This is a genomic window from Pedobacter sp. Bi126, assembly GCF_918698245.1.
In the GTDB taxonomy this organism is placed as follows: Bacteria; Bacteroidota; Bacteroidia; order Sphingobacteriales; family Sphingobacteriaceae; genus Pedobacter.
In genome coordinates, this window is sequence record NZ_CAKKMS010000004.1 from 70,592 (window position 1) to 95,359 (window position 24,768).

Consider the following 24,768-nt stretch of genomic DNA (forward strand, 5'->3'; position numbering starts at 1 on the left):
TGCTATCGTATAAATAAAAGACTGGCGCATAATAGATCTCTCCGCTCCGCCATGCTCCGGTAGAGATGATGCCCCTTTTTATTAAAAGCCTCGTTTTTTACCATGATTTAATGATTTGGGTTCAATAAGCCATAAATTTCGCTATCCAGAAATTGGCCTCTGAAATAATAATCTTGTTTAAAATGTGCTTCTTTTACAAATCCGTGTTTAATCAGCATTTGCCTTGAGGCATCGTTTTCGACATTAATATTAGCGCTGATGGTGTGTAGATTAACCTGTTCAAAGCCAAATGCAATTGATCTCTTTAATGCTTCCGAAATAATTCCTTTTCTCCAATAATCGGGATGGAGCATGTAGCCAATTTCAGCCCTGTGGTTGGCAAAATCAGTGCGCCAATAACCTACGGATCCGATCATTTGTTCAGGGTTCTCTTTTAAAGCGATTACCCAAGCCAGGTTATCGCCATTTTCGTAACCATTTCTAAAACGTGAGATAAAATCTTTGATCTCAAAAATATCTTTGGGCCTTTCTCTGTCAATATATTTCATCACCGTTTCATTGGTACGCATGGCAAAAAGTGCTTCGGCATCAGCAAGATCGTGTTCGCGGAGAATTAAACGTTCAGTTTCGAGTATGGGGAATTTTGTGAAATTTAAGGCTAGCATTTTTAAATTTAAGAGATTAACCGCAAAGCACGCAAAGTTTTTTGCAAAGAACACAAAGTTTTGTTTTACCACAGAGCACACGGAAATTTTCACGGAGGACACGAAGTTGATATTTTTCAATCCAGCTCTGGGTACTCTGCGGCTTACTTTGTGTGCTCTGTGGTTATTTTACTAAGCACTTGCGCTCTTTGCGATTGACTTTATTTCTTTGCGATTGAAACTACTTTCCAAACAAGGTTTTATAAATAGAATATTTGTAATTATCCTCAATGGCACTGGCAACGAAATAAGGTGCTTCGAAAAGTTCGGTTAATTTTTTTCTTAACTCAGCAAGAAATTCCGGTTTAATTTCTTCCAAATAAGCTCCAGATAGGTTTTGCCTGCCTGATTTAAACCAAACGCCATCTACACTCATGGTTTTTACTACATAAAGATTGGGTTCTACAAAAGTTCTGCCCGAGAATTGTTCATAAACATAGGTGTACAATAAAGTTTGGATTAAAGCTTTGTTGATATTTTTGCCATCAGAATTGAATAATTCAGGGATGTCTTTAAAGGTTAACTTATCACTTCCTGTTTTGTAATCAATAATTTTAGTTACCCCATCTTTTACATCAACACGGTCTATAAAACCAAATATTTTAACGCTGGCTTCTCTTCCTTTAAGCGGGAAACTGATTTCGGCTTCTACTTTTTGCTCTAGGCTAATGATTGTAAATGGCGTTTGGGCTTCATCCTGATTTAAAATGATGTTTACATAGGCATCAACAATCGATAAAATTACCTTTTGCATACCCTTATATTCCATCACTGTATCAGGATTTTTAAACATCACGGCATTAAAACCTTTTTGTATCAAAGAGGGAATCTGTTTCCGTTTCTCTTTAATCCGCTCTGCAGTAATTTCAGCCGACCTTAAATCCTCGTAAAAATACTCCATCACTTTGTGTAAAATCGAACCTATTTCGTTGGCTTCTACCACTGCACTGATCTCTTTAGGCTCTTTAATGCCTGCAATGTAATTGAAAAAGAAATCTAACGGGTTGGAGATATACTGGGTAAGTGCCGATGGAGAAAGTATCTTCTTTTTATCGAGGTATTTCTGAAGTGTTTCCTGGATAAAAGCATTATTGGTTTTCTCGATCTTTACTTCCTTAAAAGGCTCGGTTTTTACCTCCAGATTAAGCTCATTATAGGTAAAGTCGAAACCGCTTTCGTACTCAAGCTGCTTTAAGATTCTGCTGGCTTCGCCTGAAGTAGACTCGTCGGTTAAGCTATTATAGACAAAATTGATATTCTTTGCTCTTTGTAATAGGCGGTATACCATATAAGAGGAAATGGCATCAAGATTTTCAAGAACCGGAAGGCCGTAAACACGACGTATAGAATCGGGAATAAAACTATTACCGATGGATGATTTTGGAATAATACCTTCATTAAAACCTAAAATCACCACTTTATCGAAATTTAAGTTTCGCGTTTCGAGTAATCCCATTACTTGTATCCCATTCAGTGGATCGCCTGAAAGCGGTACGGCAATGGCCTGCAGCGATTTTTGAACGAGGTAAATTACAAAAGGGATTTCCTCTTTACCGATGTGGTTGCTAAAAGTATCGTGCAGCCTATTTAATTCCTGAATGGTTTTTACAAACAGTTCTGCATCGATTTTTTTTAATGTTTTCGCATTCGATAATCTTGTTAACACATAATCCAATACATCGAGTAAATTGGTTACTACATGCTGCGGATCGTCGATTTTTTTATAAAAAGTTTCAAACAGCCCACTTTGGCGTAATAACCTTTTATGATCGATCTCCACTTGGTTTTCTTCCAACAATGCGGTTAAAATTTTATCGCGCATTTTTTGGGTAAGGCCTGTTAAGGGATGGGTTAAAAAAGCTTCTACATTTTTGTAGCTTACTTTATTCCGCTGTAAAATCTCCAACTGACTTCCCAACCATAAATCAACCAAGCCAAAAATGCTTGAGGTTGACAGCGCAAAACCCATCGTTACATTAAGATCGATTTCTTTTCCGTTAAATGTGGTCGGAATCGTCTGTAAAGTTGGGATCAAGAGACTCTCATCTGCTAAAACCACCACTGTTTTGCCAATAGTTTCAGTAGCTGTATAATCTTCTTCTAAAATATTATTTAGGATTTTGGCCTGTGCAGATTGTCCCTGAACTTTGAAAACCTTCACATGGTGTTCTGCAGATTTCATTAAACTTTCATGGTCGGCAAATACATTTTTTAAACCCAGTTGGTTCATGTTTTTGCGTAAAAACAAACCTGCTTCCTGCGATATATCATCTAAATAATAAGTATCAGCATCAAAATAAAACAATGATTTGTCGGCTTCTTGTAGCTGGGTAAATATTTTAGCTTCGGCGCTACTCAAAGCATTAAAACCTACAAAAATGATCTTGCCCTTATCAAAATTTGAAATAAACTGCTGGAGATCGGTAATGTTATCGACCAGGTGGCGATAAACAGAGCCATTGGTTAAATATCCCTGTTCTTTAAGCGTTGAGTGGAATTTATGGTAAAGCTTGGGCATCCTGCGCCACATCCTGATGAACAGTTCCTGTTGTTTTTTGTGTTTTCCTTCAGAATAGGAAGTCCAGAACTGGGCCAGGAACTCATATTGCTCAGGGCTTAAATAATCGAAATCTTTATTGATGACTGAAATATCTTCCAGATCGCGGTATAGTTTCTCAGCATCAACAAGATCGGCATCAATCTGATTAAAATCGCTTAAGATGATCTTGGCCAATGGAAAAAACTTATGGCTCGAAATGCTTTCCAGTTGCTCTTCTGCAAGCAGTTGATTATAAATACGGTGTAAAGTAAAAAACTGGAGGTAAAAATCGGCTATTTTATAGCTGGTAGAACTGGAGAAAAATTCTTGTATGGTAAAAAATGAGGGACTGAAAAAAGGCTTGCCAATAATATCGGCAAAGTGTTTCTGTAAATAGGCTGATGGCCGTTTGTTGTTAAAAACAATGGCACAGTTTTCAAGCTGATTTCCAAACCTGGTAACTAAATCTTCGGCAACTTCCTGTAAAAATGGTTTCATCTGCATTTATACTAATTTCAACTTGCCTTTAACCGCGTAAAAAAGATAGGTTCTGATATTTTGATAACCCATTTCAGTAAGCAATATTCTGTAAATGTTTACCTGCTCGATGTGTTTGTCGCTTTCTTCCAAGGTAAATTTATAATCCAGAATAATTACCTCATCTGCATTGATCAAAACCCGATCGGGGCGATGAAGCTTACCATGGGCATCAATAATATTTTTTTCTACGATACTTTCGCTCGCTTTATCCAAAATGGCCTTAAGTTCGGGATTGTTTAATACTTCAAGTGCCGAATCGATTAATTTCTGCTTTTCTTCTTCCTTGATAATGCCTTGCAAAACCAGATTGCTTGTATAATCATTTACCTCTTTTGAAGTACTTGCACTGGCCAGGATATCATGTAACAACGAACCTTTTCTTCCTGATTTTTCAATATTGACCAAATGCTTTAAATGTTTGTCTTCTGAAGGGATGTATAGCGCTGATAATCGGGTTGTGGTTGGATAACTATTTAAATTGATAAAATTCGAATCCTCTGATTTACTTTCGATCGAGACATTATCTACGATTTCGTATACCCCGTTTTCATCAAATTGCTCATCAAAAGTAAAATTGATCACATCACCCATATTGGATAATTTTAGCTCTTTTTTTGCCATCGTGGCGATGTACAAATAATCTTTTGAACGTGTGGTAGCCACATAAAGCATATTCAACGCATCCATATTATTATAAAGTAACTCCTCATAATATGCTTTCGCGATTGCCGAATCGGCCAGGGCTTCATTGTATTTTAATGGAATGCCCTTAAGTTCCTTGTAAACCGTTTCTTCAGAAGAGACCCAAAAAGTGCCATTCGGTTTACCTTTAATTTCCCAATTACAAAAAGGAACGAAAACAGCCCTAAAGGCCAGCCCTTTAGATTTATGTATGGTGATGATCTGTATGGCATCTGCGCCTTCTGGTGAGGGTAGTGATTTTTTGATACCGTCTTCTTCCCACCAGGTTAAAAAGGAAATAATACCTTTTTCGCCAAGCTTACCGGCAGAAGCGGTGAGATCTCTAAAAGCCAACAAGTAGGGTAAATTGGCGGTCAGGTTTTTTAGCCCATAGCTTTCAATTAAGATTTCAACCAGCTCAGGCAGGGGAAGCTGTAACCAGCTTTGCCAGTTCTCGCACAATGCTACAGGTAAAACTTCCGTGAGTGTGTTTAAAGGCTTGTTGTTAAGGTTTAAATAATAATTGGCGTTGATCTCTTTCTCGTGCAAGGAATGATACAGTGCTATACAATTGGCTTTATATAATGCTGTTTGCGATTCTAAGCCGATGAGCACTTTCAAAGTGTTGATGATGAGCTGTATAGCCGAGTTGTTCGAAATTAATAAAGCATCGCCCGATAAAACCGGTAAGTTGTGCCCCATTAATTTTTTAACCGTCAGTAAGGCTTCACTATTCGAACGAACCAAAATGGCAATATCCTTTAGGGCATACTGCTGCTGGTTTTTGAGATGATTTATTTCTTCAACAATATCGTCTAAAGCAATGTCCCTGAAAATGGTTTCGGTAAAACGCGCTTCATTAGATGCATGATCTTTGCCAAACTTTTTAATTTTGATGGTTCCGCCTTTTAAGGTATTGGTGGCAAAGTTCTGGGTTGAGCCACTATAAATATCGGTAATAATCTGCTGGTATTGCTGTTCTTGCCACCATTTAGAGATGCTTTCAGGCTTGCTTGCCAGGTTTTCGTTCAGTTCGTTCTGCAGCGTTAAAGGGATAGCTTTGTAAAGGAAATTGTTAAAAGTGATGATGTTCTCGGCACTTCTATAATTTTCTTCCAAACTTTCCTCCAATACATTCTCTGCGCCAACGTCCAGCTTGGCATGTTTATGCAGGATGTTCCAGTCGCCATTGCGCCAGCGGTAAATAGATTGTTTGGTATCGCCAACAATCAGGTGATCGATCAGATCCTTACTAGGCGTGGCCATCGCATTTGTTAAGAGCGATTTAAAACTTCCCCATTGGCTGGTAGAGGTATCCTGAAATTCGTCGAATAAAAAATTACGGTAGCGGTTGCCAACTTTTTCCCAGATAAAAGAAGGGTTATCGCCTGCATCTTCGGTAATTCCGGAGATCAGTTTTTGTGCATCGCTAATGAGCAGATTGTCATTTTCAGCCCGGTACGCTTTCAATAGTACGGCAATTTCCTGCATCAACCTTAAATAGTAAAGATTTTTATTAAAAGCGATGGCCAGGCTATAATTTGGTAAATGTGCTAAATAATGCATTTTTAATTTCTGGAGGATCGGATTTACCGTATCGTAAGCCTCTGGAAAATTTGCATTTTTTTGAAACCACTCTTCAGGTTCATCGATTAAATTGAATAGTGGTTCTATCTTAGAAAAATCGCCTCTTGCTACCAGGATAATTTTAGCCAGCGGACTACGCGATTTCCCTTTGAGGTGCTCGGTTTCTACACCGATTACATTCAGGGCTTCATTCGCTTCGGTTGCCAGAGAAACCAGTTCCTCTTCAAAGTTCTTGATTTCTGTTTTGGTAACAGCTATGTATTTTTTAAATAATTCGTCGACGTTTTCTAAACCAAGGGTGCTTACCGCATCTTCAAAAATCTGGAAACGTTCAGAAAATATTTCTCCAATTAAATTATAAAGTTCGAATTTATAGTTCCAGCTTTTATTGTCGCTAATGCGTTCGATTGCCAGATCGATAATCCATTGTAAAAGTTGTTTATTATGGTCTAAAGCTTCGTCTAGTTTGTTTACGAGGTCATCTTTAACCTTGTCATAATTCATTTCTAAATTATAATCGGCATTTAGTCCCAGCTCGAAAGCAAACCCACGGATTACTTTTTGCACAAAGCCATCAATCGTACTTACCGAAAAGCGGCTGTAATCGTGCAAAATTTTCCGGTAAATCTTATCTGCTTTGAACTGTAATTCCTGGGGACTTAATATCGGATAGGCGAGTAAAATGAGTTTCCGATAGTCTTCGATTTTTTTCGATGGATTGCCCTTTGCCAATCCTAGCAATACCTCCAGAATCCTGGTTTTCATTTCTTCGGTCGCCTTGTTGGTAAAGGTGACCGCTAAAATTTCACGATACTTATTGTCTCCACTAAAAAGCAGCGTAAGGTAATGTGCGGTAAGACTGAATGTTTTACCAGAACCTGCGGAGGCCTGAAGAATTTTGAGGGGTTGGGGCATAATATGATTTCTCTCGAATTTTAAACTTACAACAATTTAAAATTTTCTCGAAATCATGATATCAACAATTCTACCTCTATTTGGATTTTTTACTTTTCCTTTTATTCAATGTCTTATGGCTGATCCTTGCAGGGCGTTCTGCCATTTCGATTGGCAGGCCAAGCAGATCGCGGATTACAACCGAGGCGCAGGCACCGCCAAATGCTGCAGGTAGGTAAGAAACTGTACCATAAGCGGAGCGCTTGAAATTACTCCCATCAGTCATGATCATCGAGTTTTTATCCATTTCCTCTGTTGAGAAAACAGCCTTTATTTTGCTTGCATTTGCAAGCTTGTTCAATCTTTTACGCACATAACTGGCAAAAACGCATTGATAAGTATCTGGAAGCAATGTAATCCTTATTCTGGTAGGGTCCATTTTGCCGCCAGCACCCATTGAGCTAACAATAGGAATGTTCTTTTCTAATGCAGTTCCCAATAAAGTGATTTTTGGCATTACACTGTCGATACAATCCATAATGTAATCAAAGCCAGATTCTAAAATTTCCCTGCATTTCTCCGGACTAAGAAAAGTATTTACCACATGAAGTTTTAGTTCAGGATTAATGGCCAATAAACGCTCTTGCATTATTTCGGCTTTGCTCACACCATGATTGGTCGCCAAAGCAGGCAACTGCCTGTTCCGATTGGTCGGATCAACCACATCACCATCAACAATGGTCATTTCGCCAACACCCGAACGGCATATAAATTCGGCAGCAAAAGAGCCTACACCGCCCAAACCGATAACCAAAACGTGTTTCGATTGGAGTTTATTTATACCATCATTCCCAACAAGGAGGGCAGAGCGCGAAAGCCAGCTAACATCAGACATATTACGTTTAATTAACTTCTTAGTTTTTCAATTTCTTTTTTCATCTCAGCCATTAATTGCTGCTCTGTCGGCAGGTAGAGATGGTATTTACTTGCTATAATTGTTTTATTATTTTCGGGCAAAGATATTTTTACTACAGCATCGTTTTTATCGGTGCATAGTAAAATACCAATGGTTGGGTTTTCGAAATTTTGTTTTTCAAAACGATCGTAGTAGTTTACATACATCTGCAACTGTCCCATATCTTGGTGACTAAGTTTAGTTGTTTTAATTTCTATTATTACAAAGCATTGTAATAACCGATTGTAAAAAACGAGGTCTATAAAAAAGTCATCACCATCAATATGTATCCGTTTCTGCCTTGCGACAAAAGAGAAACCGTTACCGATTTCTAATAAAAAATCTTGAAGGTGGGTAATGATTGCCGTTTCTAAATCCTTTTCATAATATGCTGCTTCCCTTTTTAAGCCCAAAAATTCTAATATCATTGGGTCTTTAATAATCTGTGTTGGTTCTGTCGGATGTTTTTCTGCTTTGGCTATAGCTAAAACAGATTCAACATCGTTGCTTAACAATAGGCGTTCAAATAGTTGGCTATTTACTTGCCGCTCTAACTGTCTTGCTGACCAATTATTTTTTTCAGTCTCGGCAATGTAGAAGTCTTTTTTATCTTGATTATCAATGCTCATCAAGATTTTGTAATGTGTCCAACTGAATTGCGTCCGCAGTGCAGACGCAATTGGAAAAGCACGATAAAATTGCCTATTTCGCTCTAATTGGCGAATCGAAAATCCTGTCCCTAATTTTGGTTGAAATTCATTGGATATAGATTTAATAAGGTATTCCCCATAATCAGCCCTATCTTTGCCTTTTTGTTCTTCTTCAAAAATAACTTTACCAATTTGCCAATACATAAGCATTCTTTCAGTCTCAACAGAACGTATTGCACGTTCTTTTGCAGAGGCTATGATAGATTGTATTTGCGTTAAAAGCTCTTTTTTTAATTGCATCTAGTTTAGAGAAATTATAGTGGTCTTTTTGTTACTAAAAACTTAAGCATGAAACCAACAAATATAATATTTTTAGAGTTGAGATATTTAAGCTGATTTACTAAAAATATTAGTTTTTCGGCCAGCTTGTTAAAATTTAGATTAAAATCAATTTATTCCAGTCTCCAAAAATACGAGCTTTAAGCTCATCAATGCTACATTTTTTTAAAATGGCTGCGGCCTGGTAAATTTCTTCAATTGAGCTATCCGAATCATCAGTTTCCAGGAAAAATTGATCGGTACTTTGAATCAGCTTAGCTGCGCCCGAATTTTCTTTTAAAGCAGCTATTCCAAAGGAAAGAAGGAAACCTTTATCCAGTAGCTGTTGGCCGAGCTGCTCATTTTTATTAAAACCATGGATAATCATCGGTACTGTAACTTTTAATCGTTCTTTAATTGCAATTAATTCTGAAAAGCATTTAACACAATGTACAATCAATGGTTTATTAATTTTTTCTGCCAATTCAATTTGTTTTTCTAAGATTATGGTCTGATTTTCAAGGTTTTCGCCCCTCAACCGATCTAAACCACACTCTCCAATCTGTTTCACATTTGTTTGATTGGCCACAACGCTTAGATATTTCATCTGTAGTTCGAGGTGATCAATTTTAGCAAACCAGGGATGCAGACCAACAGAAATTGGCTTGGTTTTAGGCATTGCTAAAAAGATATCGCTGGTTAACGACAAACTTTGAACGCTGGTTACCCCAGGTTGGGTGGCAACTTTATGGGTATGTATGTCTAAAAAATCCATTGGAAAACAAAGATATGTAAAATGAAGATGGAGAATGTAAAATTCATATTTGATTAAACCTTCGTTCTTAATCCCTTTTCATTCTACGGACTGTTTCCACTCTGTAAAGAATTCGAGAATAATCCATTGTAACCCTAGACTTTATTACATTTGCTATTATTCATCGAAAATCATGAAAAAATTAATCATCTTATTAACTGCTGCATTAATTTCGACAGCGGCGTTTAGTCAGGCGAAAAAAGAAGGTGTTCATATCTATAACCCACAAGCAGATGCTAAAGCTGAAATTGCTGCTGCGGTTGCAAAAGCTGCTAAAGAAAATAAACATGTTTTGTTGCAGGTTGGTGGTAACTGGTGCAGCTGGTGTATCGCCTTTCATAATCTGGTTGACAGCACAGCAACGCTGAAAAAATACATTAACGATAATTTTGAAACCGTTCTGGTTAATTACAGCCCTGAAAATAAAAACGAAACTGTTTTAGCCAGCTTAGGCTACCCTCAACGTTTTGGTTTTCCGGTATTTTTAATTCTGGATGGGAAAGGCAAGGTACTCCACATCGAAAATTCTTCTTACTTAGAAACCGAAGAGATTGGCGCTAACGGTAAAAAGAAAGTTGGGCATGATGTAAAGAAAATCACTTCATTTTTAAAAGGATGGACAAGCACCGCGGTTAATCCCGAAACTTATAAGCCGAAGGCCAAATAAAGGTTTAAGGTAGAGGGTGTAAGGTTTAAGGCCCAACGACAATAGCCGGAGCCTAAAAAAGCAAGAAAGCCGTCCTGATGTAAAATCGGGATGGCTTTCTTGTTAATCGTCTAAATCATCTTCATCTAGCTCATCATCGAGGTTTAACTCATAAGAAGCCCTTGATGCTTCATCGGCTTGTTCCAACAGATCTTTATCATGTTCAATGTTGGTGTCGTCGCCATTAATTTCGTTGATATTTTCAACATCATCCTCTCTGCGTAAAGCATCATTCGGATCGTTTGAATAATTGTCATCTTCTGGATCTATCATAACATTAAGGTTTTATATTAGATAATCGTTTTGAGAGTAAAATTGTTTTAAGAAAGCTAAAAGACTAAAGCAATAGATTGATTATCTGTAAATGCTGTATTTCCGGAGCTAAAATATATAAATAAAAAATGCCGGATGATTTAGTCATCCAGCATGCAATTCTTTTTCGAATTAGAGCCCTCCCTTTTAGGAGAGGGTTGGGAGGGGTTAAAGGCCATCTCCAAATTTATAAAACGGCGCCACGCCTACAGGCAATTTTCCTGTTGGTACCAATCGGTTATTAATTACAGCAGCAGCTGAAATCTGCATATAATCTTCTTTTTGATAGGCAACAACCAAACCTTTACTGTTTTCCAACCCTGATAAACCGGCCAGATTATATGGGTTTGCAAAGAGCGCAAAAACAGCATTCTTTGCCGATAATTCTTTAATAAAATTCTTTACACCTGCATTTAGCGGAATATTATTGGCTGGTCTTGCACGACTATCGTGAATACCCACAATCACCTGGTCAAATGCACCGATTTCGCGGGCGATGTTGGAAATCTGGGTAGCACTGGCATCTTTATCCAGCACATAATAAACAGAGTTATAATAACCTTTCGAAACCTCTTTTTGGAAAGTGGTAACCGACGGTACACCGATGCTGATAATGGCTGTTCTTCTGATCGGGATGAGGCGCTTGATATAATCTTTACCTTTTAAAAGCGTTACCGATGCATTGGCAAGTTCCTGCACCAAAGCATTGCTCGACTTGCGGTTTACACCCGCAACAACACCTTGGGTTACAACCGTATCGCGCTTAGCCAGGCCTGCCCAGTATTTTGCGGTCAATATTTTACGCACACTCTGGTCTATTTCAGCCATGCTTACACGATCTTGCCTTACGGCTTTACGCACCAATTTAATGGCCCTGTCGCTGTTTTCAGATAGCTCAATAATATCGTTTCCGGCAATGATACCCATTAAATCAGCTTCACCATCTTTGAAATATTTTACCACGCCCTTCATATCCATTGCATCAGAGATAATCAAACCTTTAAAGCCTAATTTCTGCTTCAAAATCCCCGTAACAATCGGTTTAGAAAGGGTAGAAGGTAGGTTTGGTGTAGCATCTAACGATGGGATATTCATGTGGGCAATCATTACGCCCGATGCACCTTGTTTAATCAGCTCTTTAAAAGGATACATCTCCAATGTATCTAAACGTGTAGCAGAGAAAGTAAGCTGTGGTAGATCGTAGTGCGAGTCTACATCAGTATCGCCATGACCAGGGAAATGTTTTAACGTGGTTAATAAACCTCCATCTTGCATTCCTTTCATATAAGCGGCAACTTTACTGGTTACGTTATATTTATTTTCGCCGAAAGAACGGTAATTGATTACTGGGTTTTTAGGGTTGTTATTGATATCAGCATCAGGAGCTAAATTCATCTGCATCCCCATGCGCTTATAATCTTTAGCCACTTCAAGGCCCATTTTATACAGTAATTCTTTGTTTTGGATGGCACCCAAAGTCATTTGATAAGGATAAGAAATGGTACTATCCAAACGCATGCCCAGGCCCCATTCGCCATCATTTGCCACAATTAACGGCACCCGACTTAGTTTTTGATAAGCGTTTGTGGCTAAAACCTGTCGACCAGGGCCTCCCTGAAAAAAGATAACCCCACCCAATTGTTCTTTTTTTATTACCTGACCAACTGAATCGGTATATTTTTTACCCAGATTGGTGTGTGCCCGAACAAAGAACATCTGTGCAATACGTTCTCTGCGGTTAAGTTTGTTAAAAACCGAATCTACCCATTTAGGTTGATTGGCCAATAATTCTAAGTAGGTTTTTTGTTGTGCGCTTGCCGAAAATGCAGCGCCACAAAGGGCAAGGAGTATAAATAAGTTTTTTTTCACGTGTTTTGTTTGTATCTGCTGCCGCTAAATTAGTAATCAAAAGGTGAATTAAACAAAAACCAATCCAAGTAATCGATTTAATACAATATGTTGTAAGCCTGTTGTTTTTTAGGTGCTGTATAGGTTAGAAATATTGATCGCTGCTATTTATACATTCCCTTGCCTTCAATGAAATCAATCACTTTATCGGGCAGAAAAAACTGAACATTCTTTTTCTCTTTAATGGCTTTGCGGATAAAGGTTGATGAAATTTCCATTAAAGGTGTTTTGGTAAAAGTGATGGAAGGATGATTTTCCCATTCACTTACATTTGCCTCTGGGCGCGGATAAACATAAATATGATAGTTTTTTAAAAGCACCTCGTAGTTTTTCCATTTTTTGAATGATACCAGATTATCGGCACCCATAATGAGTACAAATTGCTTTTCAGGATATTTCTCGTGAAGATAGGTTAAAGTATCGATGGTATAAGATGGCTGCGGCAATGCAAATTCGATATCGCTCACACGGATATGTTCTGCATTTTCGGTCGCCAACTTGGCCATTTCCAAACGGTCGTACATATTGGTTAAGCCACTCTTATCTTTTAGCGGATTATGTGGCGAAACTACCAACCATACTTCATCAAGCTCGGTATAGTTAGCCATGTAATTGGCAATAATTAAATGCCCGGTATGGATGGGGTTGTATGAGCCAAAGAAAAGACCAGTTTTCATGTTTATGATTTACCAAAGCGCTTTAACCTTATAAAAGCTAAAGTTTTGGTCTTTTGTTAAAATCGTTAAGTTTTCAGAGATGCCCTGAGCAATTAAAATCCGATCAAATGGATCACGATGATAAAAATCTAATTCATTCAGCTTAATAATATGATCGAATGAAATTGGCAATATTTCTATTTGATTTTGATCTAGAAAATCTAAAATTTTATCGAAATCTGCGCTTAAAGAAAGTTTGTTTAATTTAGATTTAATTGCAATTTCCCAAATACTAGCAATGCTAATCAAACATTGATTATTTAGGTTTTTAATTTCATTAACTATCTTCTTTGGCAAGGATGAATCTCCATTTATAAACCAGATAAATGTATGCGTATCTAACAGAAGCTGCATTACATATAATCTTTAAAGTCTTCTAATGGTTCATCAAAATCAGCAGACATTTTAAAGAAATCTTTGGCATAGCCAAATTGTCTTTCTTTCAATTTTTTACTTTCTTTCGATTTTTTCTTTAGGGATGAGACAAAATCAGACACTTGCTTCTTCAGGTCTGAAGGCAATGAAGATATTTGGCTATATAATTGAATATCAGTCATCACTCAAATATAAAGATTTCTACTTTCTTTAGAAAACTATTTCTCCAAAAAATCACCTACCAACTGCTCTGCTTCTGCACAAGCTGTAGCCAGATCGTAATTTTTTAAAATTACATCAAACTTATCTGCATAAAGTAATTCTTTTTCAGCTTTGATAAAACGTTCCTGTAATTTTTCCGGACTATCTGTTCCGCGACCGCTTAAACGTTCTTTTAAAACGTCTAGAGATGGTGGCTGAACAAAAATGGCCAAAGCATCTTCTTCATATTTTCTTTTCAAACGGATACCGCCTTCTACATCAATATCGAAAATAACATGTTTGCCATCGTTCCAGATACGCTCGATCTCGGAGCGTAAGGTACCATAAAAAGTTCCGTTGTAAACTTCTTCAAACTCCACAAATTCCTGGCGGGCTACTTTGTGCAAAAACTCTTCTTTACTAATAAAATAGTAATCGTTTTCATGTGTTTCAGCGCCTCTCAATTCGCGGGTGGTTGCAGAAATAGAAAAGCTTAGTTCAGGAAATTTCGTTAATAAATGATGTACTATAGTGGTTTTACCTGCTCCTGATGGCGCCGAAAATATGATTAATTTGCCTTGCATTTTTAAAAATTTTGCGATTGGCGTCTGGCGTTAAGCGCTTATCGCTTTCCGCCTAACGCTACAACACATTCAGTAATTGTTCTTTTATCTTTTCTAATTCTTCTTTCATACCTACAACAAATTGTTGCATCTGGGCATCATTTGCTTTAGCACCCATGGTATTAATTTCTCTTCCGATTTCCTGAGAAATGAAGCCCATTTTTTTACCGTTTGCTTCTTTGCTCGCTAAAGTTTGCAAGAAATAATCGCAATGGCTTTTTAAACGTGTTTTTTCCTCGGTAATGTCTATTTTGTCAATATAGTAGATCAACTCCTGCTCGAAACGGTTCTGATCGATATTTACTTTGCCTACAGCATCGTCTAAAAACTGGGTAAATTTATCGCGGATTGCGGTAATTCTTTTAGGCTCTAATTCTTCAACAGATTTGAAATAAGAAAGGATATTTTTAATTCTCAGTTCTAAATCGGCCTTTAAAACTGAGCCTTCATCTTCTCTGAATTTATTGAAATTGGCCAAAGCCGAGGTGAAAATCTGAAATAAATGGTTCCACTCATCCTCACTTACACTTTCTTCCTTGTAACTGATTACATCAGGAAAAGTTAATGCTGTTTGCAGTAAGTTACTGCTATCAGCACCCAATTCGTTATTAACGGCAATAAGCTGTTTGTAGTAGTGGCTTAATAAGGCCGTATTGATGGTAGCACCCGTAACTTCACCATTGGTGCGTTCTATATTAATGCTTAAACTTACTTTTCCTCTTTCGATGTCTTTACTGCAGATGTTGCGCAAGATCAGCTCTTTATCAGAAAAAGCTTTAGGGTATTTTAAATTCAGCTCCAGGAATTTACTGTTGAGCGATTTGATTTCGACACTATACTTCGCATTTGCATAATCGGCTGTTGCTAAGCCGTATCCTGTCATGGATTTTATCATGCGCAAAGATAGGGTTTTAAGCCGAAAGGAGAAATAATAATGGCCAAGGCGTGAGAACTGTGTAGAATAATAATTAGAGCTATGTATAAATATTAAGAAAATCAGCGTTCAATATTTCTTTGGTAATTGCAGCCCCGCTTTTCATTACAAGTCCTCGCTGTGTGCTTTTCATTTCAATCGGGTTTATGTACATCGTGGAGTAGTTTTTGGCAGGGGTCTGTTACCTACAAGGCGCAGAACCTTTGTTCCTAAACCTGATGGAAGTGAGCATCCCGATTCTTCCATCGGGATAAAACGGACAGCAGGGCTGCTTTAGCCAAAAGTACCGAATCCCTCATTTTCAAATAAAGATTAGCTATTTTTTTATTAACAGTTCTAAAATTGCGTTGAAAGTTTTTTCCTTTAACATTTCCAGATCATCAGCAACGAATCCCTTCGCCTCAATGGCTTCTCCAAATACTGTTCTAATCATCCCGGGGTTGAGTAAAAGGGGGTTCGTTCGGGGGAAATGTGCTTTACTGTTCAATATCGCAAAAGGTAAAATCGGTGTTTGGGTTTCTATCGCCAGCCGAAACGCGCCATCATAAAATGGATTTAAAGGCTGATTGGATTTATTCATTGTCCCTTCGGGGAAAATCAGGATCGATTGTCCATCGGCCAGGTCTTTTCTCAGTTCGGCTACAGAATGGTCTCGGCTTTCTCTGCTACTTCGATCAATCATCACCACCAATTGCTTGTAAATCCATCCAAATACCGGGATTTTAAGCATTTCGATCTTTCCCAGTGGACTAAAAGCCTGTGGAATGCAGATTACAATGGCAACGGCATCTAAAAATGAACTATGATTGCCTACATAGATGTAAGCCCGCGAAGTGTCAATTTTTTCTCCACCGGCGGTAAACCATAAAAAAGTAAAAACGCTAAAGCTCCATGCCCAGAATTTTAAAAAATAGAATGAAATTTTTCTTCCTGTTTTTTCCTTAAAAATACCTGTACTGATTAGGATAAAAGGGCAAACGATAAGCATGAGTATAAAAAATACAATTGCTGAATAGCCTAAATAAAATCCGCCCAATAGCTTTCTCATGGTTATTAACGTTTCTTTAACAGTTTGCAAGGTTAACAAATGTTAATTTTACAAAAAATATCTTATAGATATGAAAGCATTTCTAATCACGCTATCACTTTCATTACTATTGTTCTTTTTGCCTAAAAAAACGCTCGCTCAAATTACTTCGGCCAAAGGCGTTATTTTAGAAAAAGGAACACAGATCCGCATTGCATTGGCTGTAGTAACCAATATCAACAACAAACAATCGGTTGGCAGTAATGATATGGGTTTCTTTCAGATCAAGGCCAAAATTGGCGATACCCTGGTCATCAGTAAAAGGCACTTCAATAATATTACTGTCGTGCTCATCAATGATCAGGATTTGGTTATAAAACTACTCAGGGCCGAAATGCTGTTGGAAGATGTAACAATTAAAGCAGAAAACAAACAACAAAACTTATCGGCTGTTAGGTTAGAACATCGTAAGAAAACTTATTTTTATGGTAAGAAAAGAAATCCGCTTTATTATGCACGTTACCCGCTGGCAGCCATCATGGAGCTGTTTAGTGCAGAGCGGAAAAATGCCAGGCGGTTTGATCGTTATTATGAAAATGAGACCAGAGAATTGGAAATAGACCGTTTTTTTAACGTTAGAATTGTCAAAAATAATACAACATTAACGGCTAAGCAAATGAATAAGTTTATGTTGGATTACAGGCCGAAATATAAACAGATTAAAGATTGGAATACTTATGATGCCGCTGGATACATTAAAAAATCAGCAAAACAATATTTAGATACTTTAAGTACACCATGAATCATTTAAAACTCTTTCTTTTATTGATCATCTTAACACAAGGCTTAAAAACAAAGGCTCAGGATTTTGTGCTGAAAGGTGTAGTGATCGAAAAGGGTTCGAATGTGCGGATTGCTTTGGCTGGGATTACCAATATCCGAAGTAAAATGGGCGCCACAAGTAACGATATTGGGATGTTTCAATTAAGTGCGCGGACTGGCGACACATTGTTGATTCAAAAAAGAAACCTGAATGAGCAAAAAGTAGTCGTTAAAACAGATGATGACCTGGTTGTTTATCTGATCAGAGGAAGTACTATGCTAGAGGAGGTTACAGTCAAAGGACAGACCAAAAAGCAGGAAATGGAAAGCATAAAAAGCGACCTGAAAAGAAATGGTTCATTTTATGCAGGTAAACCGCCTTTAATTTTATTAAATCCATTTGGAGGAAGTCCGATAACATTTTTTTATGAGCTTTTTGGTAAAACACCGGCAAGAGCGCGTAATTTTAACCGTTATTACAAAAAGGAGCTAAGTTTAATCGAGGTAGATAAGTTTTTTAATAAAAATTTAGTTTCGAACAATACGAACTTAACCGGGAAAGATCTGGACAAATTTTTGCTGGATTATTACCCGACACGCAGCATGACCATTAATTGGAGCAATTACGATGCGGTGAAATACATCAAAGAATCGGCTAAGAAGTATACCGATACTTTGAAACATACAAATTAACACACCATGAAAAACTTTAAATTTGCCGTTATACTATTTGTTTTTACCTCAATCAGCTTCTTCGCAAAGGCACAGGATTTTATTGTCAAAGGTGTGGTGATCGAAAAAGGTTCGAATATCAGGATTGCCTTATCCGAAATTACCAATCTGCGCACCGGAATTGGTGTTGGTAGCAATGATATTGGTATGTTTCAGTTAAAAGCCAGAATTGGCGATACACTGCTGGTAATTAAAAGGGATCTGATCGATCAGCGAGTTGTGGTGAACAGCGAAAAAGATCTTGTAGTTTATCTGGTTAGAGGGAGTACCACGCTAGCCGATGTTACCATTAGGGGAAATACCAAAAAAGAGGATCTGGACGAAATTAAACGCGAATTTAAAAATAAGGGTGTATATAATGGGGGCAAAACAACCATTTTGTCTGCTATATTCAGCCCTTTAAATGCACTATATAACTTATTTGGTACTGATCCTAAAAATGCACGGAGATTTGGGAGGTATGCCGATAATGAAATCAAACAATCGCAGATTGACGTATACTTCAACCAGAGCATTATTAAAAATAATACCGAACTAAGGGGTGATACTTTAGAGAAATACATGTTAAACTGTCGCCCGGAATTTGATAAAGCACAGTATTGGAACAGTTACGATTACATCAAGTACATTAAAGAATCTTCGAAGAAATTTACCGATACGTTAGGGAAGGGAAAGTAGGTTTTTAGTCTTGAGCTTGGGGTTTGGAGTTGAGCGTTTTAAGCTAAAAGTCGAAAGCCCGACGTCAGAAGTTTTAGTTCATATCAGCAGTTAACTGATTAACCAATTTCAATAATTAAACCAGTAAACTTTTATATGCTCAATGCCTCACAAGCTTTCTCTGCGGCTAATTTTTCAGCATTTTTCTTGTTATAATCTCGTCCGGTACCTACTTTTTCGCCCTCTACTACAGCACTAATTGTAAATAATTTAGCGCTTTCGCCTTCGCCATTCTCTGCCAGTTCGAACATTACATCCTTACCATGGCGTTGGCACCATTCGATCAATTTACTTTTGAAATTGGTTTCTGTAAGTTCTAAAGTGTGGATGTCGATGTGTGGTTTTACGATCCTGCGCAATAAAAATTCTTTGGTAAAGTTGTAGCCCTTATCCATATAGATGGCACCCACTATGGCTTCAAAAGCATCGCCTAGCATCGAATTGTGCTTGGTTTGTACGCTCACTGAACGCTGATCGAACTGAATAAGCTTATCAAAACCAATTTTCTTTGCCAGCTGATTTAAATTAGCCCGGTTTACAATCTTCGAACGCATTTCGGTTAAAAAACCTTCTTCTTTGTAGGGGTAATGCTTAAAAAGCAGCTCTGCTATCACCGAACCTAAAACAGCGTCGCCTAAAAATTCTAAGCGTTCGTTGCTGCTCCTGCTTCCATTTTTTAAAACTTTTGCTACGGAACGATGCCTGAACGCCATTTTATAGAGCGTAACATTGCCTGGAACAAAGCCTAAAATGTTTTTCAGCTTTTTAACAAACTCCTTTTCGGGAGAGAGGTAAAGTTTATATAATTTTAATATCGGCATTAAATAAATAACACAATTAACGGCTAATTAGCATATTTAACTAAGTTATCTATTTTTAATTAGCATACAAAATTATATAGCAGGGCTGTTTTAAATTAATCTTCGTATTTCTTAAAAATAACAGAAGCGTTATGGCCGCCAAAACCGAATGTATTACTTAAAGCAGCTCTAACGGTACGTTTTTGCGCTTTGTTAAAAGTAAAATTCAATTTAGGGTCAAATGCAGGATCATCTGTAAAGTGATTGATTGTTGGAGGAACAATATCATTTTTAACAGAAAGAATTGCTGCAATTGCCTCAATAGCTCCAGCTGCACCCAAAAGGTGGCCAGTCATCGATTTGGTTGAGCTGATGTTTAAACGATAAGCATCCTCACCAAATAATGTACCAATGGCTTTGGTTTCACTAATATCACCAAGAGGTGTAGAAGTACCGTGTACATTGATATAATCTATATCCGCAGTTGTTAAACCAGCATCTTTTAGTGCATTGGTCATTACCATTCTAGCGCCTAAACCTTCAGGATGTGGTGCGGTGATGTGATTAGCATCAGCACTCATTCCACCGCCAACAAGCTCTGCATAAATTTTTGCACCTCTTGCTTTTGCATGTTCAAGTTCTTCTAAAATAATGGTTCCAGCACCTTCACCGGCTACGAAACCGTCACGGTCTTTATCAAAAGGACGTGATGCCGTTGCCGGATCTTCGTTACGTGTTGATAATGCATGCATGGCATTAAAACCACCCATACCTGCTTCGTTAATGATCGCTTCAGAACCGCCACTTATAATTACATCAGCCATACCCAAGCGGATATAGTTAAATGCATCAATCATTGCGTTTGTTGAAGAAGCACATGCCGAAACGGTTGCAAAATTTGGCCCACGTAAGCCGTATTTGATCGAGATATGCCCTGGAGCAATATCAATAATCATTTTAGGGATAAAAAATGGATTGTATCTTGGCGTACCATCTCCCTTAGCGAAATTCGAAATTTCATCCAGGAAAGTTTTCAACCCACCTATGCCTGCGCCCCAGATTACTCCGATCCGGTTGGTATCTAATTTTTCAAAATCAAAACCACCATCTTTCACAGCCTCATCTGTTGCTACAAGAGCATATTGTACAAACGGATCTAGCTTGCGGGCTTCTTTTTTCTCCAAAAAGTCTTCCGGATTAAAATTTTTAACCTCGCATGCGAATTTGGTCTTGAACTTTTCAGTATCAAAACCCTTAATAGGAGCAGCGCCACTCACCCCGTTAGTCAATCCTTCCCAAAAATCGGGAACATTATTGCCTATAGGAGTGAGCGCACCCAACCCTGTTACTACTACTCTTTTTAATTCCATTTATACTGAAAAAGCGTAATTCTATTTAACGTTTTTTTCCAAATAAGCAATCGCTTGACCAACTGTACCGATGGTTTCAGCCTGATCATCAGGAATAGCTACATTGAATTCTTTTTCAAATTCCATAATCAATTCTACGGTATCTAAAGAATCTGCACCTAAATCGTTGGTGAATGAAGCCTCTGGCGTAACTTCGCTTTCGTCAACACCTAGTTTTTCTACGATAATAGCCTTAACTCTTGAAGCAATATCAGACATAATTTTATAATTTAATGGTTAAATAATTCTGTGCAAAGAAAAATAAATTCTTACAATTTTCAAATGTTTTTATTTCGATACGTAATTTTGGTATCTCAATAACACAGCGAATATAGAATTAGTTTTTTAATTTCGTTCTGTAAATAATTTATTTCGCTTTGAATAAGACTTACCTAAAACTTACCTTAGACCTTGATTTTATACTAATTGCGATCACAGCACCCCTAAAAGACTATGTGCTTTGCCACAAAATTAATACCCGGTTAAATACTCAATTTGAAAAAATAGAAGACCATGAAATATTTTTTAATATCGACGAACCAGCCTGGTGTTTTTCGAAATATTACTTTTTTGTAGAGCAAGGTGAGGTAGAATACTACTTAATCTGCAATAAAAGCAGCGATGGTTTTCTAATTCCGGAGATGAACAAAGTAGATTTTTTTATTATTATTAAAGAATTTATTGATAAGGAAGATTTGGATTATTTAATCAATGGTTTAAATAAACTGCCTGATATACAGGTGGCTGCAAAGATAGATCCGGCCAAGTTAAAGAGCCGTGAGAATTTGGTAATATAAAAATTATATACTTGGTGTATTAAATACACTATATTTGACGGTTACAAACAAAGAACAAAAGAACAAAATATATAAAATTTGATGCAGTTTGATTATTTTAGATAATAATTAATGCTTTAAACTGCATTGCTAAAATCAATTAATTAAATGAAACCTTTTCATTCGAGAACTAAAATTGTTGCCACGCTTGGGCCTGCATCAGCAAAACCAGATGTATTATATAGTATGTTTAACGCAGGTTTAGATGTTTGCCGCTTAAACTTTTCGCACGGATCACAAGCAGATCACCAGGCGGTTTTGGATACTATCCGCGATTTAAACAAAAAATACGATTATAATGTAGGTATCCTTGCCGATTTACAAGGTCCTAAAATCCGTATCGGTTTAGTAAAAGAAGGTGGTATTAACCTGATCAATGGTAAAACTACCGTAATTACTACTAACGAATGTATTGGTAACGAAGAACGTATTTACATCACCTACCAAAACTTCCCTCAGGATGTTCAGGCGGGTGAAATTATCCTTTTGGATGATGGAAAGCTTCAAATGAAAGTGATTTCTACCAACTTAAAGGATGAAGTAGTTTGCGAGATTGTTCACGGTGGTATTTTAACTTCAAGAAAAGGTGTAAACCTTCCAAATACTAAAGTTTCTATTCCTTCATTAACACCAGAAGACCGCGAAAACTTAGAATTTGTTTTAGAAAATGATGTAGAGTGGATCGGTTTATCTTTTGTGCGTAAAGCTGAGGATATCATTGAACTTAAAAAGATTATTGCAGAACGTGGTAAAACTGCCCGTGTAATTGCTAAAATTGAAAAACCAGAAGCCATTGCCAATATCGACGAGATTATTGCAGTAACAGATGGTATTATGGTTGCCCGTGGCGATTTAGGTGTTGAATGTCCGATGGAAGAAGTTCCATTATTACAAAAAATGATTGTTGCTAAATGTAGAGCAGCTTCTAAACCTGTAATTGTGGCTACACAAATGTTGGAGAGTATGATCACTACACCCCGCCCAACACGTGCAGAGGTGAATGATGTGGCCAACTCTGTTTTAGATGGTGCTGATGCAGTGATGTTAAGCGGCGAAACCTCAGTTGGAGAATTTCCGCTGATCGTAATCGAAACCATGCAAAAAATTATCCAGAACATTGAGCAGAACAACTATCCTTTCAATCCTGATAAGTTTTTAAAACCAAAATCGCCTTCTTTCTTAAGCGATGCCATTTGCGATTCAGCTTGTTTCTTAGCGAAACAAACTAACGCGGTAGGTATTGTATCGATGACTTTAAGCGGTTATACTGCTTTCGAAATCTCAAGCCACCGTCCGGAAGCTTTGACCTTTATTTTTACCAGTAACAGGGCATTATTAAATGCAGTAAGTTTACTTTGGGGCGTAAGAGGTTTCTACTACGATAAGTGGGAAAGTACCGATAATACCATTATTGAGGTTAACGAATTCTTAAAAAGCAAAAAATTGGTTAAACAAGGTGATATCATCATCAATACTGCCGCTATCCCAATGGAAGCAAAAGGTAAAACCAACATGTTAAAAATTACGGTTATAGATTAATTTCTAATATCATATTTATAAAATGCTCCCGATTTTAATCGGGAGCATTTTTTTTATCAATAAAAAATATACTTTTGCAGTCCAGCACGGAGAGGTGTCAGTCCAAAGGACCCCTATGGGGAGTGTTGATCGAGCACGCTTGGAAAGCAGGGACTAATAAATTAATCTTTGGAATAAAAGATAATTATGTTTTATAGTTATATTTTGAAGAGCGAGAAAGATGGGAAGTACTGTTATGGGAGTACTGAAAACCTGGAAATAAGATTAATCAAACATAATAGGGGAGATGTAAAATCGACGAAAGCTAGGCGCCCTTTCATCATTCATTTTTTTGAAGAATTTAATTCAAGAAGTGAAGCTTTCAGAAGAGAACAATATTATAAGTCTATAAATGGCTACATTTATTTGAAACAAAATAAAATCATATAACCGGAGAGGTGTCAGAGTGGTCGATCGAGCACGCTTGGAAAGCGTGTGTACTGCAAGGTACCGCGGGTTCGAATCCCGCCCTCTCCGCATAACGAGAATGAGTTCTCAAACAGATAGGATTGTTCGTCTTGAGCATTCCTATTTGCTTCGGATACCAAGTTTTATATTGTAGGCCACGATTTGTAAAAATGTATTAAATGCAGATTGACAACGTCGATAAATCCTGCTGAAACTGTACTTTTTTCTATAATAATTTGACTGCTCCATCTGTAAATAATTATTTATTGGAGCTCCTTCTTGTATTTTGCGCCAGCTTTACGGAACATGTCATGGTATTTTTGATATTTTGATTGCATGGCGGATCCTTTACTACGTGCCAAGTGAAAATCAATATAATCAAGCAGCGTCATCTGGTCATAAAGGTCTATTTTATTCAGGTCCAGTTGCCATTTGATCGCATCTTCCAGGAATTGGTCAAAGTTAACGGCAACAGCATACTTTAAAAGGTTTCCATCCCTAATATCAAACGTAATTGCATTGCATGATGTATATCCTGTTTGTTGGTAAATCTTCCACATTGCAGAAATCTTTGTAGCGATGTTTTGTTCGTTATCGTGTAAGGTATCAACTTTAGCCGCGAGATAAAACCGTTGCTGATACATATACTTAAAACGAGTCCCAACTTCTTCAGGTGGTGTCCAATCACCCACTATAAGACAAATATGCTGCATCTTTTTCAAGTCCCACTCAGGAAAGAGTGTTCGCAGATAGTCATGAGCTGCATTAGTTTTCATTCCCTGCCTTACGGACAAGAACTTACCAATCCGCGGATCCTGACCGGTTTGTGCAAATAAAGAAAACGTGATAAACACAAGTAATACACAAAGCCTTAGTCGATGTATAACATTCATAGTCGAAATTTATAAAATAAATGTGCTTAGAACAAATTTGGTTAAAAACAGTATAAATATGGGGATTTAATACCTCCTCATTAACCATT

At 37.4% G+C, this 24,768-nt stretch carries 25 protein-coding genes and 1 tRNA gene; 8 read left to right on the plus strand and 18 right to left on the minus strand.

Annotated elements, in window-relative coordinates:
- Positions 1-107: 107 nt before the first annotated feature.
- The 6 genes from LQ201_RS15155 to LQ201_RS15180 form a co-directional block, all read right to left on the minus strand.
- On the minus strand, positions 108-665 hold the full coding sequence (locus LQ201_RS15155; RefSeq protein ID WP_230144316.1) for a GNAT family N-acetyltransferase: 558 nt from the start codon (positions 663-665) through the stop codon (positions 108-110).
- Between the two features lie 220 nt (positions 666-885).
- Positions 886-3,741, minus strand: coding sequence for a PD-(D/E)XK nuclease family protein (locus LQ201_RS15160; protein ID WP_230144317.1), 2,856 nt, complete (start codon positions 3,739-3,741; stop codon positions 886-888).
- Positions 3,742-3,747: 6 nt separating this feature from the next.
- Complete coding sequence (locus LQ201_RS15165) at positions 3,748-6,966, minus strand: exodeoxyribonuclease V subunit beta (RefSeq protein WP_230144318.1); 3,219 nt, start codon at positions 6,964-6,966, stop codon at positions 3,748-3,750.
- Positions 6,967-7,042: 76 nt separating this feature from the next.
- The gene (locus tag LQ201_RS15170) at positions 7,043-7,840 is read right to left on the minus strand and encodes a ThiF family adenylyltransferase (RefSeq protein ID WP_230144319.1); all 798 of its coding nucleotides are present in this window, start codon (positions 7,838-7,840) and stop codon (positions 7,043-7,045) included.
- 11 nt (positions 7,841-7,851) lie between these two features.
- Complete coding sequence (locus LQ201_RS15175) at positions 7,852-8,850, minus strand: YhcG family protein (protein WP_230144320.1); 999 nt, start codon at positions 8,848-8,850, stop codon at positions 7,852-7,854.
- 136 nt (positions 8,851-8,986) lie between these two features.
- On the minus strand, positions 8,987-9,643 hold the full coding sequence (locus tag LQ201_RS15180; protein ID WP_230144321.1) for a TatD family hydrolase: 657 nt from the start codon (positions 9,641-9,643) through the stop codon (positions 8,987-8,989).
- A 172-nt stretch (positions 9,644-9,815) separates the two neighbouring features.
- On the opposite strand from LQ201_RS15180, the gene LQ201_RS15185 reads away from it, so the two are divergent.
- Positions 9,816-10,349, plus strand: coding sequence for a thioredoxin family protein (locus tag LQ201_RS15185; RefSeq protein ID WP_230144322.1), 534 nt, complete (start codon positions 9,816-9,818; stop codon positions 10,347-10,349).
- Positions 10,350-10,451: 102 nt separating this feature from the next.
- Here LQ201_RS15185 and LQ201_RS15190 read toward each other — a convergent pair whose 3' ends face one another.
- From LQ201_RS15190 to LQ201_RS15225, 8 genes are all read right to left on the minus strand, one after another.
- On the minus strand, positions 10,452-10,661 hold the full coding sequence (locus LQ201_RS15190; RefSeq protein WP_230144323.1) for a hypothetical protein: 210 nt from the start codon (positions 10,659-10,661) through the stop codon (positions 10,452-10,454).
- Positions 10,662-10,868: 207 nt separating this feature from the next.
- Entirely contained in the window at positions 10,869-12,569 is a 1,701-nt protein-coding gene (locus tag LQ201_RS15195) for a glycoside hydrolase family 3 protein (RefSeq protein ID WP_230144324.1), read from the minus strand.
- A gap of 143 nt (positions 12,570-12,712) precedes the next feature.
- On the minus strand, positions 12,713-13,285 hold the full coding sequence (gene nadD / locus LQ201_RS15200; protein ID WP_230144325.1) for a nicotinate (nicotinamide) nucleotide adenylyltransferase: 573 nt from the start codon (positions 13,283-13,285) through the stop codon (positions 12,713-12,715).
- Between the two features lie 9 nt (positions 13,286-13,294).
- Positions 13,295-13,678 carry a type II toxin-antitoxin system VapC family toxin gene (locus LQ201_RS15205; RefSeq protein WP_230144326.1) on the minus strand — a complete coding sequence of 128 codons (384 nt, stop codon included), beginning with the start codon at positions 13,676-13,678 and terminating at the stop codon, positions 13,295-13,297.
- On the minus strand, positions 13,678-13,881 hold the full coding sequence (locus LQ201_RS15210) for a DUF2281 domain-containing protein (RefSeq protein WP_230144327.1): 204 nt from the start codon (positions 13,879-13,881) through the stop codon (positions 13,678-13,680). Before LQ201_RS15210 ends, LQ201_RS15205 begins: the two co-directional genes overlap by 1 nt.
- Before the next feature lie 36 nt (positions 13,882-13,917).
- On the minus strand, positions 13,918-14,484 hold the full coding sequence (gmk, locus tag LQ201_RS15215; protein ID WP_230144328.1) for a guanylate kinase: 567 nt from the start codon (positions 14,482-14,484) through the stop codon (positions 13,918-13,920).
- 58 nt (positions 14,485-14,542) lie between these two features.
- A complete protein-coding gene (locus tag LQ201_RS15220) occupies positions 14,543-15,406 on the minus strand; it encodes a YicC/YloC family endoribonuclease (RefSeq protein WP_230144810.1) in 864 nt (287 codons plus the stop codon).
- Between the two features lie 367 nt (positions 15,407-15,773).
- Positions 15,774-16,505, minus strand: coding sequence for a 1-acyl-sn-glycerol-3-phosphate acyltransferase (locus tag LQ201_RS15225; protein WP_230144329.1), 732 nt, complete (start codon positions 16,503-16,505; stop codon positions 15,774-15,776).
- 70 nt (positions 16,506-16,575) lie between these two features.
- On the opposite strand from LQ201_RS15225, the gene LQ201_RS15230 reads away from it, so the two are divergent.
- The 3 genes from LQ201_RS15230 to LQ201_RS15240 are packed head-to-tail and all read left to right on the plus strand — an operon-like array spanning position 16,576 to position 18,716.
- On the plus strand, positions 16,576-17,286 hold the full coding sequence (locus LQ201_RS15230; RefSeq protein ID WP_230144330.1) for a hypothetical protein: 711 nt from the start codon (positions 16,576-16,578) through the stop codon (positions 17,284-17,286).
- Positions 17,283-17,999 carry a hypothetical protein gene (locus tag LQ201_RS15235; RefSeq protein ID WP_230144331.1) on the plus strand — a complete coding sequence of 239 codons (717 nt, stop codon included), beginning with the start codon at positions 17,283-17,285 and terminating at the stop codon, positions 17,997-17,999. The genes LQ201_RS15230 and LQ201_RS15235 overlap by 4 nt, the downstream gene beginning before the upstream one ends.
- Before the next feature lie 6 nt (positions 18,000-18,005).
- On the plus strand, positions 18,006-18,716 hold the full coding sequence (locus tag LQ201_RS15240; RefSeq protein WP_230144332.1) for a hypothetical protein: 711 nt from the start codon (positions 18,006-18,008) through the stop codon (positions 18,714-18,716).
- Between the two features lie 131 nt (positions 18,717-18,847).
- On the opposite strand, the gene rnc is transcribed toward LQ201_RS15240, so the two are convergent.
- The 3 genes from rnc to LQ201_RS15255 form a co-directional block, all read right to left on the minus strand.
- The gene (gene rnc / locus LQ201_RS15245; RefSeq protein ID WP_215124919.1) at positions 18,848-19,576 is read right to left on the minus strand and encodes a ribonuclease III; all 729 of its coding nucleotides are present in this window, start codon (positions 19,574-19,576) and stop codon (positions 18,848-18,850) included.
- Between the two features lie 95 nt (positions 19,577-19,671).
- Positions 19,672-20,925, minus strand: a complete 1,254-nt coding sequence (fabF, locus tag LQ201_RS15250) for a beta-ketoacyl-ACP synthase II (RefSeq protein WP_029274997.1) — start codon at positions 20,923-20,925, stop codon at positions 19,672-19,674.
- A 21-nt stretch (positions 20,926-20,946) separates the two neighbouring features.
- Positions 20,947-21,183 carry an acyl carrier protein gene (locus tag LQ201_RS15255; RefSeq protein ID WP_008508386.1) on the minus strand — a complete coding sequence of 79 codons (237 nt, stop codon included), beginning with the start codon at positions 21,181-21,183 and terminating at the stop codon, positions 20,947-20,949.
- Positions 21,184-21,341: 158 nt separating this feature from the next.
- Between LQ201_RS15255 and LQ201_RS15260 the strand changes: the two genes are divergently transcribed.
- The 4 genes from LQ201_RS15260 (at position 21,342) to LQ201_RS15275 (ending at position 23,855) form a co-directional block, all read left to right on the plus strand.
- A complete protein-coding gene (locus LQ201_RS15260) occupies positions 21,342-21,761 on the plus strand; it encodes an IPExxxVDY family protein (protein ID WP_230144333.1) in 420 nt (139 codons plus the stop codon).
- Between the two features lie 147 nt (positions 21,762-21,908).
- Positions 21,909-23,339 carry a pyruvate kinase gene (gene pyk, locus LQ201_RS15265; protein ID WP_057931851.1) on the plus strand — a complete coding sequence of 477 codons (1,431 nt, stop codon included), beginning with the start codon at positions 21,909-21,911 and terminating at the stop codon, positions 23,337-23,339.
- 186 nt (positions 23,340-23,525) lie between these two features.
- Complete coding sequence (locus LQ201_RS15270) at positions 23,526-23,768, plus strand: GIY-YIG nuclease family protein (RefSeq protein WP_230144334.1); 243 nt, start codon at positions 23,526-23,528, stop codon at positions 23,766-23,768.
- A 2-nt stretch (positions 23,769-23,770) separates the two neighbouring features.
- Positions 23,771-23,855: transfer RNA gene (locus LQ201_RS15275), tRNA-Ser, on the plus strand.
- Between the two features lie 194 nt (positions 23,856-24,049).
- Here LQ201_RS15275 and LQ201_RS15280 read toward each other — a convergent pair.
- Positions 24,050-24,679, minus strand: coding sequence for a hypothetical protein (locus tag LQ201_RS15280; RefSeq protein WP_230144335.1), 630 nt, complete (start codon positions 24,677-24,679; stop codon positions 24,050-24,052).
- Between the last annotated feature and the right edge of the window lie 89 nt (positions 24,680-24,768).

Coding starts and splice junctions, on each gene's coding strand:
- LQ201_RS15155 (WP_230144316.1), bottom strand. CDS start 665: ATGCTAGCCTTAAATTTCACAAAATTCCCCATACTCGAAACTGAACGT.
- LQ201_RS15160 (WP_230144317.1), bottom strand. CDS start 3,741: ATGAAACCATTTTTACAGGAAGTTGCCGAAGATTTAGTTACCAGGTTT.
- LQ201_RS15165 (WP_230144318.1), bottom strand. CDS start 6,966: ATGCCCCAACCCCTCAAAATTCTTCAGGCCTCCGCAGGTTCTGGTAAA.
- LQ201_RS15170 (WP_230144319.1), bottom strand. CDS start 7,840: ATGTCTGATGTTAGCTGGCTTTCGCGCTCTGCCCTCCTTGTTGGGAAT.
- LQ201_RS15175 (WP_230144320.1), bottom strand. CDS start 8,850: ATGCAATTAAAAAAAGAGCTTTTAACGCAAATACAATCTATCATAGCC.
- LQ201_RS15180 (WP_230144321.1), bottom strand. CDS start 9,643: ATGGATTTTTTAGACATACATACCCATAAAGTTGCCACCCAACCTGGG.
- LQ201_RS15185 (WP_230144322.1), top strand. CDS start 9,816: ATGAAAAAATTAATCATCTTATTAACTGCTGCATTAATTTCGACAGCG.
- LQ201_RS15190 (WP_230144323.1), bottom strand. CDS start 10,661: ATGATAGATCCAGAAGATGACAATTATTCAAACGATCCGAATGATGCT.
- nadD (WP_230144325.1), bottom strand. CDS start 13,285: ATGAAAACTGGTCTTTTCTTTGGCTCATACAACCCCATCCATACCGGG.
- LQ201_RS15205 (WP_230144326.1), bottom strand. CDS start 13,678: ATGCAGCTTCTGTTAGATACGCATACATTTATCTGGTTTATAAATGGA.
- LQ201_RS15210 (WP_230144327.1), bottom strand. CDS start 13,881: ATGACTGATATTCAATTATATAGCCAAATATCTTCATTGCCTTCAGAC.
- gmk (WP_230144328.1), bottom strand. CDS start 14,484: ATGCAAGGCAAATTAATCATATTTTCGGCGCCATCAGGAGCAGGTAAA.
- LQ201_RS15220 (WP_230144810.1), bottom strand. CDS start 15,406: ATGACAGGATACGGCTTAGCAACAGCCGATTATGCAAATGCGAAGTAT.
- LQ201_RS15225 (WP_230144329.1), bottom strand. CDS start 16,505: ATGAGAAAGCTATTGGGCGGATTTTATTTAGGCTATTCAGCAATTGTA.
- LQ201_RS15230 (WP_230144330.1), top strand. CDS start 16,576: ATGAAAGCATTTCTAATCACGCTATCACTTTCATTACTATTGTTCTTT.
- LQ201_RS15235 (WP_230144331.1), top strand. CDS start 17,283: ATGAATCATTTAAAACTCTTTCTTTTATTGATCATCTTAACACAAGGC.
- LQ201_RS15240 (WP_230144332.1), top strand. CDS start 18,006: ATGAAAAACTTTAAATTTGCCGTTATACTATTTGTTTTTACCTCAATC.
- rnc (WP_215124919.1), bottom strand. CDS start 19,576: ATGCCGATATTAAAATTATATAAACTTTACCTCTCTCCCGAAAAGGAG.
- fabF (WP_029274997.1), bottom strand. CDS start 20,925: ATGGAATTAAAAAGAGTAGTAGTAACAGGGTTGGGTGCGCTCACTCCT.
- LQ201_RS15255 (WP_008508386.1), bottom strand. CDS start 21,183: ATGTCTGATATTGCTTCAAGAGTTAAGGCTATTATCGTAGAAAAACTA.
- pyk (WP_057931851.1), top strand. CDS start 21,909: ATGAAACCTTTTCATTCGAGAACTAAAATTGTTGCCACGCTTGGGCCT.
- LQ201_RS15270 (WP_230144334.1), top strand. CDS start 23,526: ATGTTTTATAGTTATATTTTGAAGAGCGAGAAAGATGGGAAGTACTGT.
- LQ201_RS15280 (WP_230144335.1), bottom strand. CDS start 24,679: ATGAATGTTATACATCGACTAAGGCTTTGTGTATTACTTGTGTTTATC.